10 protein-coding genes are annotated in these 13,023 nt (G+C 65.2%); 7 read left to right on the top strand and 3 right to left on the bottom strand.

Annotated elements, in window-relative coordinates; all coding sequences use genetic code 11:
• Nucleotides 1–384: 384 nt before the first annotated feature.
• Entirely contained in the window at nucleotides 385–1,482 is a 1,098-nt protein-coding gene (locus tag NZU74_07280; protein MCS6881120.1) for an N-acetylmuramoyl-L-alanine amidase, read from the bottom strand.
• 246 nt (nucleotides 1,483–1,728) lie between these two features.
• Here NZU74_07280 and NZU74_07275 point away from each other — a divergent pair, with 246 nt between their 5' ends.
• The 7 genes from NZU74_07275 to NZU74_07245 all read left to right on the top strand — a co-directional run bounded on the left by NZU74_07275 (nucleotide 1,729) and on the right by NZU74_07245 (nucleotide 9,588).
• Nucleotides 1,729–2,532 (top strand): [LysW]-aminoadipate kinase, encoded by an 804-nt coding sequence (locus NZU74_07275; protein MCS6881119.1) that lies wholly within the window; start codon nucleotides 1,729–1,731, stop codon nucleotides 2,530–2,532.
• Nucleotides 2,533–2,704: 172 nt separating this feature from the next.
• Complete coding sequence (locus NZU74_07270) at nucleotides 2,705–4,750, top strand: serine/threonine-protein kinase (GenBank protein MCS6881118.1); 2,046 nt, start codon at nucleotides 2,705–2,707, stop codon at nucleotides 4,748–4,750.
• Nucleotides 4,751–4,889: 139 nt separating this feature from the next.
• Nucleotides 4,890–5,978 carry a protein phosphatase 2C domain-containing protein gene (locus NZU74_07265; GenBank protein MCS6881117.1) on the top strand — a complete coding sequence of 363 codons (1,089 nt, stop codon included), beginning with the start codon at nucleotides 4,890–4,892 and terminating at the stop codon, nucleotides 5,976–5,978.
• 2 nt (nucleotides 5,979–5,980) lie between these two features.
• The gene (locus NZU74_07260) at nucleotides 5,981–7,243 is read left to right on the top strand and encodes a VWA domain-containing protein (protein ID MCS6881116.1); all 1,263 of its coding nucleotides are present in this window, start codon (nucleotides 5,981–5,983) and stop codon (nucleotides 7,241–7,243) included.
• Nucleotides 7,244–7,596: 353 nt separating this feature from the next.
• Nucleotides 7,597–8,121, top strand: a complete 525-nt coding sequence (locus tag NZU74_07255) for an FHA domain-containing protein (protein MCS6881115.1) — start codon at nucleotides 7,597–7,599, stop codon at nucleotides 8,119–8,121.
• A 91-nt stretch (nucleotides 8,122–8,212) separates the two neighbouring features.
• The gene (locus NZU74_07250; protein MCS6881114.1) at nucleotides 8,213–8,458 is read left to right on the top strand and encodes a hypothetical protein; all 246 of its coding nucleotides are present in this window, start codon (nucleotides 8,213–8,215) and stop codon (nucleotides 8,456–8,458) included.
• A gap of 176 nt (nucleotides 8,459–8,634) precedes the next feature.
• Nucleotides 8,635–9,588: a CoA ester lyase gene (locus NZU74_07245; GenBank protein MCS6881113.1), complete on the top strand. Its 954-nt coding sequence runs from the start codon at nucleotides 8,635–8,637 to the stop codon at nucleotides 9,586–9,588.
• Nucleotides 9,589–9,667: 79 nt separating this feature from the next.
• Here the strand turns inward: NZU74_07245 and NZU74_07240 are convergent, their stop codons facing one another.
• Both NZU74_07240 and NZU74_07235 read right to left on the bottom strand, forming a co-directional pair.
• Entirely contained in the window at nucleotides 9,668–11,119 is a 1,452-nt protein-coding gene (locus NZU74_07240) for an NAD(P)/FAD-dependent oxidoreductase (protein MCS6881112.1), read from the bottom strand.
• A 141-nt stretch (nucleotides 11,120–11,260) separates the two neighbouring features.
• Nucleotides 11,261–13,023, bottom strand: a 1,763-nt coding sequence (locus NZU74_07235; protein MCS6881111.1) for a LuxR C-terminal-related transcriptional regulator, incomplete at its 5' end; no start/stop codon positions are given.

Here is a 13,023-nt window from a genome sequence, read left to right as displayed (position 1 = left end):
CGGGGCTTCAGCCCGCAGCGTCCAGGAATACTGGACTATTTTCTTCATCTTCATTAGTAGTCTGTGCACTAAGTTTCCCGGTGTTTGTCACCCCGAGCGGAGCGAGGGATCTGTCGCACCAGGAGGCGGAAGATGCTTCGCTTCGCTCAGCATGACAGGGCGAGCGAAATGCCGGAAAATTGAATGCACAGACTACCTGGTAGTCTGCAAACGAAGTTTCCTGGCATTCCCGCCCCCCTCCCAGCCTCCCCCCGTTTGGGGGAGGAGCCGGACTCCCTCCCCCGGCGGGGGAGGGTTGGGGAGGGGGCGGAGATGCCGAAAAAGTCGTTCACAGAGTAATTAGATCCCGCTGCGCCTCGCTGCTCGCACCCGCCGCTTCACCCGCTACGGGTTCGTGGGCGTTGGGAAGATCGGTTGCTCATTCGTGGCGATGAGTTCATCCTCGCGCACCCAGCCAACCACCCGCGCGTCGCCAGCGCGCACGAAAGCCTGATAGTATCCATCGAGCTTATCAAACGGCACGATGCGTGCGCCTTCTCCGGCTCGCAGCAGGACGCGGGCGTCGTTGCGGGGCGCGGCGCGCACCAGCGCGCCCGTCGCCACGGCGCGCATCACCGGGTACTCAGGCGGCAGCAGGGCTGCGCCGTCGTTCGGATTGCGCTGGCGCAGATAGGCAAGCACACCCTCGGCAATGCCACGAGCCACCCGCTCAGGCTGCCCGAAGAGCACCGCACGGTCGGCGGCGCTGGTCATAAAGCCCATCTCGATGATGATCGCTGGCGTGGTTCGAGCGATGGCGTGCTGGTAGCGACGGTAGCTGAAGGCGTAGTAGCCCTTCATATTGAAGGTAACGCCGCCGCCGTCTTCCGGGAGACCCGTGGCGGGGCCGTAGGAGGCGGCTACGGCCTGCATCAGCGCCCGCGAGGCGGCGGAGGCGCGCCAGGGCGTGGCCAGCTTCCAGCCTCGGGCGGCGGAGTTGCCGGAGCCGTCGGCATGAATGGCGATAAAAGCGTCGGCGTCGTAGCCCGGCGGCACAGTGGCCGGCAGGATGTCTACGACCACGCCCTGCGCTTCGAGCAAGGCCCTGACGCGGTTGGCGATGGCGAGGTTCAGTTCTGCCTCGGTAACGTCGCCCCAACGGGCGCCCGTTGAGGTTCGTAGACGAGCCAGCTCCTCGGGCAATTCGTCGGCGCGCAGGTGCCCCGCCTGAAGACCAACCCGTGGCGGCGTGCCTGGAGGGCGAGGAGTTGGCGTGGCGAGGGGCGCGGTCGTGCTCGTCTCCGGCGCCGGCGCGGGCGTCGGCGATGAGCCGCCGGTAGGGGCCGCCAGGCTGCGGGCAATCGTAGCGCGCGCGGTCGGAGAGGGGGCGGGCATCGTGGGCGGCGGGGGCGCGGCGCGAGCGGCGATGCAGGCCGAGAGCAGCAACGTCAGGGCCGGCACGAGCAACGGAGCGACGGGGCGCCGGTTCAGTCGTTTGGACATCTACGGGTTCCTCGGATATGATTAAGCCAGACCGGCGGCGTAAAACCTACGCCCTGGATGGCATTGTCCGGGCAGGCTGCGCCCTCTCAGTATATCTTGATTGGTGCAGAGAGGGAGGACCCGGAGGGGCTAAAGATCTTTAACAGTGTAGCCCGTGACGGCGTGCTTTGCATCGGTAGACCGCGGCTTATAAAGAACAACAGAAGCCGGCGGCTTCCGCTCCCACTACAGGGTTCGAGGCGCACTATGAACGTAATCAAAGTCGGCGGCAGCGCCGGCAACAACTACGAGGCCCTCTGCGACGACCTGGCCGCCCTCCATGCCCGGGGCGAACGGCTCGTGCTGGTCCACGGCGGCTCCGATGAAACCAACCGGCTCGGCGAAGCGCTGGGCCACCCGCCGCGCTTCGTAACCTCCCCCAGCGGCTACACCAGCCGCTACACCGACCGGCGCACCCTGGAGTTGTTTATGATGGCCACGGGCGGGCTGGTCAACAAGGGGCTGGTCGAACGGTTGCAGCGCCGCGGCTGTAACGCCATCGGCCTGAGCGGCCTCGACGGGCGGTTGCTGGAGGGCAAGCGCAAGGCGACCATTCGCATCGTCGAAGATGGGCGGCAGAAACTGCTCCGCGACGACTGGACGGGCGCAATCGAGCGGGTGAACACGGCGCTGCTGCGGATGCTGCTCGACAATGGCTACCTGCCGGTAGTGGCGCCGCTGGCCTGCTCGGAGGCGGGCGAGGCCCTGAATGTTGACGGGGACCGCGCGGCGGCGGCGATCGCCGCGGCGCTGGAGGCCGAGACGCTGCTGCTGCTCTCGAATGTGCCGGGCCTGCTGCGCAATTTTCCCGACGAGAGCAGCCTGATCACCCGTATCCCTCGCGATGAGATTGAAGCCAACCTGGCCTTTGCCGAGGGCCGTATGCGCAAGAAGATCCTCGGCGCGCAGGAGGCGCTGGAGCAGGGGGTGCGCCGGGTGGTGCTCGGCGACGCGCGGCGTCCCGGATGCGTCAGCGCGGCTCTCGCCGGCCAGGGCACGGTCATTGCCTAGGGCAATGTTAGATTGCGGATTTTTTGAGTTGACCGTCTCTGTACCGGCGTAATCAGCCGGACAGTTGCCAACTGGTACGCTCCGTCACTATAATGGTTCGCAGTGTAGCTATACGCATGCATTTCCCTCCTTCATTTGTGGCGCAGGCTCGCCCGGCCCGCAGAGGTTGACGATGGGTCTGATCAAGAAAGTCGGCACGAAAGCCTTCAGCGTTCCGCCAGCCGAAAGCGCTTCCGCTCCACCCCCCGAGGAGGGAACTCGAACATTCGTCGGCGATACTGCCGCCGATGAGGGCGCCCGGGCCATTGATTCCAACCGCGCTGCCGGTGAGAAGGTCGGCGCCGCACATCCCCCCACGCCCCGAAACTCTGCCGCGATGCCGCTCCTGCCCCCCGGCGCCGTGCTCCAGGGGCGCTACCAGATTGAAGAGGCCATCGGCATCGGCGGGATGAGCCTGGTCTACCGCGGACGGGACCTGCGTTTCAAGGACGTGGTGCGCTACTGCGCGGTCAAAGAAATGGCCCAGAGCGCCCCGGACTCGCACACCCGCCTGCTCAATCTGAAGAACTTCGAGCGCGAGGCCGGTCTGCTGGCGACCCTGCAACATCCGGCCATTCCCAAGGTCTACGACTTCTTCGAGGAAAATGGGCGCGTCTACCTGGTCATGGAGCTGATTAAGGGCAAGGACCTGGAGACAGTGCTCGAAGAAGCGGGCAAACCTCTCGACGAAGTCCGCGTGGGGCGCTGGGCCGTGCAGATCTGCGATGTGCTGGCCTACCTCCACAATCACCAACCCCAGCCGATCGTGTTCCGCGACATGAAGCCGTCCAACATCATGGTGCTCGAAGATGATCGCATTGTGCTGATTGACTTCGGCATCGCCCGCACCCTGAATCGCAGCGATCGCAAGGGCACCATGATCGGCACCGAGGGTTACTCGCCCCCCGAGCAGTACCGTGGCATCGCCGAGCCAGTAGGGGACATCTACGCTCTCGGCGCCACCTTGCACCATCTGCTCACTAATACCGATCCGCGCCTGGAAACGCCCTTCACCTTCCACGAGCGTCCCATCCGCCAGTTGAACCCCTCGGTTTCGCCGGAAATGGAGGCGTTAATCGTCAAGGCCATCGAGTATGATATGGAGGCCCGCTGGCAGAACGCCGAGGAGCTGAAACGAGCCTTGCTGGCCGTTCCAGGCATCGGCGAGACGCCGGCCGCCCCTCGCGCCACGGCGCCGGCAGCGATCAAGGGCGCCGCCAGCACCAGCCTGGTGTGGAGCTTTGCCTGCGAAGATGAGGTGCGTTCCTCGCCCTGCGTCACCGGGGGCATGCTCTTTGTCGGTTCGTATGACCATAATCTCTACGCTCTCGACGCCGGGCGCGGCGAGTTCCGCTGGAAGTATGCCACCGAGGCGGGCATCAGTTCGTCGCCAGCGGTCTGGCAGGATAACGTCATTGTCGGTTCCGAGGATGGCGCGATCTACTGCTGCGATATGCGCCGCGGCGGTCTGCGCTGGACTTTTCGCACCTCCAAACCGGTGCGCTCATCGCCGCGGATCGAGGATCGGGTGGTCTTCATCGGCTCCGATGACCAGCACATTTATGCCCTCGATGGGCTGCGCGGCACGCTGATCTGGAAGTACCGCACCTGGAACCCAATCCGCTCGTCGGCATGCATCGCCGGGCAGACGATCTTTATCGGCGGCGACGATGGGCACGTCTACTGCCTCGATGCGCGCAGCGGCGGGGTGAAGTGGAAACAGCGCACCCAGATGCCGGTGCGCTCTTCGCCGGCTATCGGCGAGGGCCTGGTCTATGTCGGTTCGCTTGATCAGAACCTGTATGCGCTGGACGCCGAAGGCGGCTGGCCAGCCTGGCGCTTCCGCACCGGTCATTATGTGAATTCTTCACCGTGCGTGGTGGGCACTCGCGTCTTTGTTGGCGGTGTAGACGGATTTTTCTACGCCCTCGACGCCAAGACGGGACGCCTGGCCTGGAAGTATGAGGTGGGCAGCCAGATCACTTCCTCGCCGCGGGTAGAGGCTGGCCGGGTGTACTTCGGGGCTGTGGACGGCTGTGTGTACTGCCTTGACGCCGGTCAGGGCAACCTGATCTGGAAATATCCCACCGGCGGTCCGGTGGTCTCCTCGCCGGCCATCGCCGAAGGGATCGTGTATATTGGCTCAATGGATCAGAAGATCTATGCGTTGAAAGCATGAGTGCCGGTGGAGTAAGAGCGTTTCTGGACAGGTTTCGCCCGTCCGGGCCTCCGGGCAGGGATATGAAGAACCCCGGCGTCCCCGCTCTCCTCTAACCGGCTGTCAAGGTTAAGATTGTCTCGACGCGGTCGGAGTTGTCATGATCCACTTTGGCAAGCTATTCTATCCCGACGATGCCAACCACCCCGCGAGCGGGAGCAACGAGCCTCGCTCTATCACCGACCCGCCGCCAGAAGAGCCGCCCTGGTGGACCAGTGAGGACGCCTCTCCCGTTGAAGTCGCTCCGCCGCAAGAGGCGACGCCCCTGCCGGAAGCGCCTCCTGATCCGGCGAAGACGCCCACCCTGCCCCTGCAACCGCCTCCCGATGCCGACGACAGCGGCCCGGAGCCTTCGACCCACTACCTCGATGCCAGTAGCGCCCCCGCGGTGTGCGCGCGACGCTCCCTGCAGGGTCTCGCCGTTGCCGTGGCCCGCGACGTCGGGCGGGTGCGCGAGAATAATCAGGACAGCAGCTTTGCCATGCTGGCCTCACTCCCCCGTGAGAATGGCGATGTCGGCATCGGGCTGTTCATCGTCGCCGATGGCATGGGCGGGCATCAGGGCGGCGAACTGGCCAGCCGCATGGCCGTCCGCACTGTGGTGAACTATGTCCTCAGCCAGCTTCTTCTGCCCGCCCTCGACGACAACGCCACCGAGGCCCTGCAACCGCTCATGATCTCGGCGGTGCAGGCCGCCAACCAGGCCGTCTGGGACGCGGCGCAGGCCCTGGGCAGCGACATGGGCACCACCTGCACCGCCGCGCTCCTCGTTGGCCATAGTCTCTATATTGCCCACGTGGGCGATAGCCGGGCCTATCTCTACGAACCAGGCGGCCTGCGGCCCCTGACGACCGATCATTCGACGGTTGGCCGGCTCATCCAGCTTGGCCAGCTCGATCCCCTGGAAGCCCGCGAGCACCCGTTGCGCAACCAGTTGTACCGCACCGTCGGGCAGCAGCCGCATGTGCCGGTAGACTTCATCTACCAGCCTGTCGGCCAGAGTTCGCATCTGCTGCTCTGCTCCGACGGCCTGTGGAGCCTGGTGGACGAGGCAACTATGGAACAGACCCTGAGCCAGTGCCAGTGGCCCCAGGACGCCTGCGACGAACTGGTCGCTCTGGCTAATCTGGCCGGGGGCGACGACAATATCTCGGCAATCGTAGTAACCCTGCCGCGCACGGAGCAGTGACTATGGGCCCAGGCATCGCCCTTCGCGTGACCCTCAGTCGTAATGTGCTCGCCGCGAGCAACGAGCCGCAACTGCTCTACGCTTTGCTCGAACTAACGGCCCAGGGTCTGCCGGCGACCCTGCCGAAGCTGCCCCTGAACCTCTGCCTGGTGATTGATCGCAGCTCCTCGATGCGCGGCGAACGGCTTCAGCAGGTGAAAGAGGCCGCCGGGCGCATTGTGGAGATGCTCGATGCCGATGATTACTTCGCCCTGATCACCTTCAATGATCGCGCCGAAGTCGTTATTCCGGCGCAGCGGGTTCGCAACCGCAATGAATTGAAGCGCCAGATCGGTATGATCGAGGCCGCTGGCGGCACCGAGATGGCTACGGGCATGGCCCTGGCGCTTCAGGAGATCCAGAAACCGGTGCTGGGTCGGAGTGTGAGCCGCATTCTCCTGCTGACCGATGGACGCACCTACGGCGACGAGGGCCGCTGCGTCGAAATCGCCCGCCGCGCCCAGAATCGCGGCATCGGCCTGACGGCCCTGGGCATCGGCAACGAGTGGAACGAAGACCTGCTCGAAACCATGGCCGCCCATGAGAGCAGCCGCACCCAGTTCATCACTTCGGCAGCGGAGATCGGCGCGATCTTTACCGATGAAGTCCGGCGCATGTCCTCCACCTTCGCGCAGGATATGACCCTGCGCTGCGAACTGCGCCCCGGCGCGCTGCTCCGTTCAGTGGATCGGGTGCGCCCGTTCATCGGCAAGGTGCAGGCGCTGGAGGAACGGGAACTGGTCTGGAACGCGCCCCTGGGCGACTGGTCCGGCGCCGATCCACAGGCCCTGCTGCTCGAAGTCGTCGTTCCCTCTCTCGGCATTGGCGACCACCCTCTGCTGCGCTTGAACCTGACCTACAACCTTCCCGCCATGCACCTGATGCAGCAGCACGGCGAACTGGTCCTGCGGGTCGCCGTGCGCTCCGCCGACAGCGTGACATATGAGGTCGATCCAACCGTGAAGCACTGGCTGGAACGGTTGGTGGCCTACCGGTTGCAGGCCAGCGCATGGCAGGACGTCGCCGAGGGAAAGATCGAGGAGGCCACGCGCCGCCTGCAAATGGCGGGCACGCGCCTGTTCGAGGCCGGGGAGACCGAACTCGCGCGCACCGTGCAGGAGGAAGCCACCCGCCTGCTGCGCTCAGGCATCGCCAGCGCCGAAGGGCGCAAACGCATTAAGTATGGCACGCGCGGATTGATGGGGCCGGGGGAGGGACAGGACTGAGTAGTCTGTGAATTAAGTGTTCCGGATTTCGCTCGCCCTGTCACGCTGAGCGAAGCGAAGCATCTTCCGCTTCCTGGCGCCGTAGACCCCTCGTTCCGCTTGGGGTGACAAACACCAGGAAACTTACTTTACAGACTACTCAGTACTCTGTGAACGAAGTTTTTCGGCAACTCCGCCCCCTCCCCCACCCTCCCCCGCCGGGGGAAGGTCAGGGAGGGGGCGGGCCGGTACAAGACCGTAACGCAAGCGTAATCCCTTTTGAGAGATGGTCTAACCCAAAAAGCCGCACCGAAATACGAACGACTGGCGCAGCGAACCTGTGTTCGCCCGCCAGTCCGCCGAGGGAGGCAGGCATGCAGCGATGTACTCACTGTAACGCGCAACAACTTGACGGAGCAATTTTCTGCTCGGAGTGTGGCGCCAGTTTGCTGGGCAACCCGCAGCGCCGTGAGACCACCGCTTCCCTCAATCGGGCCGCGGCGGCCAGGGGGGAAGAACCGGCCTCCGCGATGAACGAGCCGCTGGTGATTGACGCGCCAGCCGAGAGCCTGGCGCCAACCTTTACCCTGGTGGTGATCAACAGCGGCAGGCGCATCACCCTGGAGGCCGGCGACACCCTGCTCATCGGCCGCAAAGATAACCAGCGCGGGATCTACCCCGACGTGGATCTCGGCCTCGATGGGGGCTACGATGCCGGGGTCTCGCGCCGCCACGCGATGATCTCCCTGCAAAACGGCAGTTATTGCATCGAAGATCTGGCCAGCGCCAATGGCACGTTCGTGAACGGGCGACGCCTGCCGCCGCAGGAACCCTTCCCCATTCGCTCGGGCGATGAATTGAAACTCGGCACGCTGCTGCTGCGATTCGAGATAGGATAAATGGGTGTCGGTCATCCGAAGGGCGCCTGGGAGGACTTCGTTCTCGCGGATGCTCCCGTAGGCGCCGCTCGTCATCTCAGGAGCGTCATCTGTGGCCAAGACTGTCATTCTGCATCTGACCGGCGAAGATCCGCTGCTGGCGGAGATCGAGGCCGAACCTCAGCCGGGCGACCAGTTTATCCGCGTCTTTAATATGCGCAAGCGCGACGGCAAGCCGGTCAGCTACCTAGCTGCCGGGGTGCAGGCGGTGATCTTTCCCTGGCATCGCATTACCTTCATCGAACTAATGCCCAGTGAGGAAGAACGCAGTTCAGTGATCGACTTCTTCCGTTCGTGACTGCAGACGATTCTGCGCGCAAACCAGAGGTTTGCGCTGCCCGGCAGCCAGGCGCCTGGCTGCCGGGCCTCCCCACGGGCAGAGACACGGGGAATCTAGATTTCCCTGTTTGTACACAGTACGGGCGTGGGCGCCCGGTGGCGCGCTTACGCCGACAAATGGACAGGAAACAGCCTATGATCGAGTATCCCGGTCACGCTGGCGCTGCGGGCCGGCTCCAGCGCAGCGAATTGTTCGTACCTGCATCGCGCTGGAACATGATCGAAAAGGCGGCCCGCAGCGCCGCCGATGCGGTGTGCATTGACCTCGAGGATGCCGTCGCCCCCGCCGACAAGGACAGCGCCCGGGCCAATGTGGCCCGCGCCTTTCGCGAACTCGACTTCGGGCCGCGCCTGCGCTCCTTCCGCATCAATGGCCTGGACACCCCCTTTGCGTACCGCGACCTGATTGAGGTGATCGAGACGGCCGGCGAGCACGTGGACCTGGTGATGGTGCCAAAGGTCAGCGGTCCCGAGGATATCGCCTTCGTGGACCGGCTGCTTACGCAGATTGAACTGGCCCGTGGTCTGTCGCGACGGATCGGCATTGAGGCGCAGATCGAAACGGCGCGGGGCTTTCTCTACATCCGCGAGATCGCCGCGGCCTCGCCCCGCCTGGAGACGTTGATCTATGGTCCGGGCGACTACGCGGCAGGGTTGCGGGCGCCCCTGGCAAATGTGGGTGAACGCGATGAGCATGACGCAGCCTACCCCGGCCATCGCTGGCACGCAGTAATGCATGCGATTGTGGCTGCGGCGCGGGCGCACGGCCTGCGCTGTCTCGACGGCCCCTTCGCCGGTTTGCAGGCGCCTGAAGAGTTGGAACGGGCCAGCCGCGCCGCCCGCGCCCTCGGTTTCGACGGCAAGCAGGCCATCCACCCCGGGCAGTTGGAGATCATCAACCGCGTCTTTGCGCCATCAGCCGCGGAGGTGGCGCGCGCCGAGGCGGTGCTGCGGGCCTATGCCCAGGCCGTGGCCCAGGGCCGCGGCGTCGTCAGCCTCGACGGCAAAATGATTGACGCGGTCAACATTCGCATGGCTCAGGTGATCGTTGAGCAGCACCGCCTGATCCAGCAGCGAGGCGAGGAATAATGCCATTGCGGATTGTGGATGTTGGATTGCCGGATAGAGCTTTCCAAAGAGACGGGGCGATGATGCGCGTGCACGGTGTTCAACGGAACTCCATTACGCCATCGTTGACGGGACCGAAGCGCAGGCTCAGCAGGTCGAGCAGATAGTTCTGGTAGACCTTCCACGGCTGTTTGACCCCCTGGCGCGGCAGGCTGTCGAGAGCGCGCAGCACATACCCCGAGGTGAAGTTAACCGCTGGAACCGTCGCGAGGTTCGGCTCGCGCTGGCGCGGCGTGCACCGGCGATAGCCATGGCGTTCCATGTAGTTGAGCAGGCGGCAGACATAGGCGGCAGTCAATTCGCACTTCAGCGTCCAGGAGGCGTTGGTGTAGCCAAAGGCCGAAGCCAGATTGGGGATGTCGCTGTACATCATGCCCTTGTAGCTGAGGGTGCTGGCGAGATTGACCGGCCGGCCGTCCACCACCAGTTCCGCTCCTCCCATCAGCTTGATCACCAACCCGGTGGCGGTGACAATCACATCGGCCTCAAGCTCGCGCCCCGAACACAGGCGGATGCCCGTCTCGGTGAAGGTGGCGATTTCATCGGTGACGACCGTCGCCCGGCCCGAGCGAATGGCGCGAAATAGGTCGGCATCGGCGGCCAGGCATAGCCGCTGGTCCCAGGGATTGTAGCGCGGCGTGAAATGGGTGGCGACGTCGTAGCCGGGGCCAAGCTCCCGGCGGGCCATGCGGATGATTGTTTGCTTCGTGGCGGTAGGAAACCAGCGCGCCAGGTAGTAGAAGAAGGTGTTGACCAGCACCGCCTTCCAGCGCGTGGCCCGGGCAGCCAGCGATGGAGGGAGCAGGCGTTGCAACGCAAGGGCCACGCCGTCCTCCGAGGGCCGGGTCAGCACATAGGTCGGGGAACGCTGGAGCATCGTCACCTGGGCCCCGCCCTCGGCGAGGGCCGGCACGAGGGTAATCGCAGTGGCGCCGCTGCCGATGACCACGACGCGCCTCCCGCTATACTCCAGATCCTCCGGCCACTGCTGCGGATGGACGATCCGCCCGCCAAAGCGTTCCATCCCCGGCCAGCGGGGGGTGTAGCCGCGCGCGTAGTCATAGTAGCCGCTGCACATAAATAGAAAGGCGCAGGTGAGGCGCAGCGGCGCCTCTTCTGGCCCGCGCTCCACCTCGACCGTCCAGCGGCCATCCTCCGACGACCAGCAGGCCCGGCGCACCCGATGCTGGAAGCGAATGCGCCGGTCAATCCCGAAGATGCGAGCGGTTTCGCGGATGTAGCGCAGGATGCTCGGCCCATCGGCAATGGCTTTCTTTTCGCGCCAGGGGCGAAAGCTATAGCCCAGGGTGTACATCTCCGAGTCGGAGCGCACGCCAGGATAGCGAAACAGATCCCAGGTGCCGCCGATGGTAGCGCGGGCCTCGAGGATGGCATAGCGCTTCGCGGGGCAGCGGGTCTGCAGATAGTAGGCGGCAGCGACGCCGGAGAGACCGGCGCCGACGATCAGGACATCGACATATTCAGGGTTCATAGCGCGGTGCCAGGCGACCCGTTCATACATCGGGGCGAATTCAAGAGTGTCCGGACGCGCCTTGCGCAATCCGCGATCGCGATAGGCGACCAGCTTTCTAACCGTGGAGCAGGGGCGTGGGGAAACCAGGTTTCCCCATTTCTATTGACCCGGCAGCAAACCGAGCGTCCGCGCGACGGCCACGGCCTCGCGACGGCCGCTCACGCCGAGTTTGTTGTAGATCGTGCTGGTGTGCTTACGCACCGTGTTCAGCGTAATATGCAGACGCTCGGCGATTTCCTGGTTCGACCAGCGTTCGGCCAGTAAGGCCAGAATCTCGCGCTCCCGGCGCGACAGGGCCTCGGGCAGACGCGGGCGCTGCTCCGGGCCGGCAACGTGACCGGGCCTTACGGCGGACGGTTCGAGCGCGGCCAGAATGGGTCGCAGGTAGACCGTGGCGATGCCCTCACCAGCCAGGAGTTGCAATAAAGGGGCGATGGCCGGGCCAAAATCAACGAATGTTCGCAGGTAGCCCCGAGGCATGGCCAGTTCGACGGCCCGCCCGATGCTCCCGCGCGCCTCGCGACGCTGGCCGCGGGCCTGGAAGAGCAGCGCCTGGCATACCAGGATGGCCACCAGGGGACGGATGTTGTGCAACGCCTCGGCTGCGGCGCGCAGGCGCTTGAGGAGCGTCTCGCCCCGGGCCACCTCTTCCCGGTCGCCAGCGGTGATCAAGGTCTGCACCTGAATGACCAGCGGCGGCTGCAAGGCGAACCACCCATACGCGCCTACGTGGATATCTGGCTCAATCTCCCGCGCAAGCCGCAGCGCCGTCTGGCGGTCGTCGCGCCGAAGGGCCAGCCAGACCGCCAGCCCCAGCGCCTGATGGCGGGCATACGGCGTGCCAAGCTCATGGGCGAATTCCCAGGTTTCACGCTGCCATGCCTCGGCCGTGGCATAATCACCCTGAATGGCGGCAATCATGCCCAGGCCGGTCATCGCACCCAGCGCAATTGGTGTAGTGGCATAGTACCTGTGCTGCGCGATCATGCCGAAGTGGTGAGCCGCCACTTCCAGGCGCGATAGTTCATAGGCCACTCGTCCGAGATTGCTGTGGACGTAGCCGTAGTAGTTTTCAGAGGGCCGGAGGGCCATCCCTGCGTTGGCCAACTTCGCGGTGTCGCGCTCCAGGTCGGCGATGCTGCCAACGATGCTATGCAGCGAGCACAGGCTCGCGTAGCAGTGCACGGCGTGCTGCGGGTTGCCCTTGACCGTCGGGACAGTCAACTCCTGATGGATGCGTCGCACACCCTCGGCATAGCGGCCATCGGCGGCATAGGCGCGCCCCATCAACAGGAGCGCCTGCCCGACGAGCACCGGAACCGGCTGCAGGGTAAGCGCCTCCTGCATGAGGGCAATGACCTCCGCGGGGCGGCCCTGCAAGCCGCGCAGGGTCCCGCGCAGCACGGCCAGGTCACCGAAAAAGCTGGGCCAGGGCGGTGGCGCAGCGGCATATTCCGGCTCGGCCAGCAGGGCGTCAACACGGGCCAGGCTCGCGGCCAGCGCGGATGGGTTGAGGAGCATCGCCCCCAGACGCGCCTCGAGCAGGGAAAGGCCCGGGCGCCGGCGGATCAGTTCAACCGGCAGTAGACGGAGCAGGTATCCGGGCGGCGCAGCTATCACATCACGGCCCATTTCGCGCGCCAGCGCCTGTTCCATCACGTGGGCCGCGGCGTCGTCCTCACCGGCGGCGAGGTAGAGACGCACCGCCTCCTCCACCTGCCCGTCCGCGGCCAGCCAGTCCGCCGCCCGCCGCTGCAACGTCCGCTCCAGACCGCCGTCGTCCCGCTGCCGCAGCCGCCGCTGCAACAGGTCCCGAAACAGGGCGTGGAAGCGGTGCCAGCGCCCCTCCCCGTCCAGCGGCA

Source organism: Chloroflexaceae bacterium, from assembly GCA_025057155.1.
Taxonomy (GTDB): domain Bacteria; phylum Chloroflexota; class Chloroflexia; order Chloroflexales; family Chloroflexaceae; genus JACAEO01.
Note: the sequence above shows the minus strand (reverse complement) of the source record. Positions and strands in the feature narration are given on the sequence as shown.

What these genes read in the sequence shown, in the direction of transcription:
- NZU74_07275 (MCS6881119.1), top strand. Translation starts at nt 1,729, where the DNA reads ATGAACGTAATCAAAGTCGGCGGCAGCGCCGGCAACAACTACGAGGCC.
- NZU74_07240 (MCS6881112.1), bottom strand. Translation starts at nt 11,119, where the DNA reads ATGAACCCTGAATATGTCGATGTCCTGATCGTCGGCGCCGGTCTCTCC.
- NZU74_07270 (MCS6881118.1), top strand. Translation starts at nt 2,705, where the DNA reads ATGGGTCTGATCAAGAAAGTCGGCACGAAAGCCTTCAGCGTTCCGCCA.
- NZU74_07255 (MCS6881115.1), top strand. Translation starts at nt 7,597, where the DNA reads ATGCAGCGATGTACTCACTGTAACGCGCAACAACTTGACGGAGCAATT.
- NZU74_07280 (MCS6881120.1), bottom strand. Translation starts at nt 1,482, where the DNA reads ATGTCCAAACGACTGAACCGGCGCCCCGTCGCTCCGTTGCTCGTGCCG.
- NZU74_07260 (MCS6881116.1), top strand. Translation starts at nt 5,981, where the DNA reads ATGGGCCCAGGCATCGCCCTTCGCGTGACCCTCAGTCGTAATGTGCTC.
- NZU74_07265 (MCS6881117.1), top strand. Translation starts at nt 4,890, where the DNA reads ATGATCCACTTTGGCAAGCTATTCTATCCCGACGATGCCAACCACCCC.
- NZU74_07245 (MCS6881113.1), top strand. Translation starts at nt 8,635, where the DNA reads ATGATCGAGTATCCCGGTCACGCTGGCGCTGCGGGCCGGCTCCAGCGC.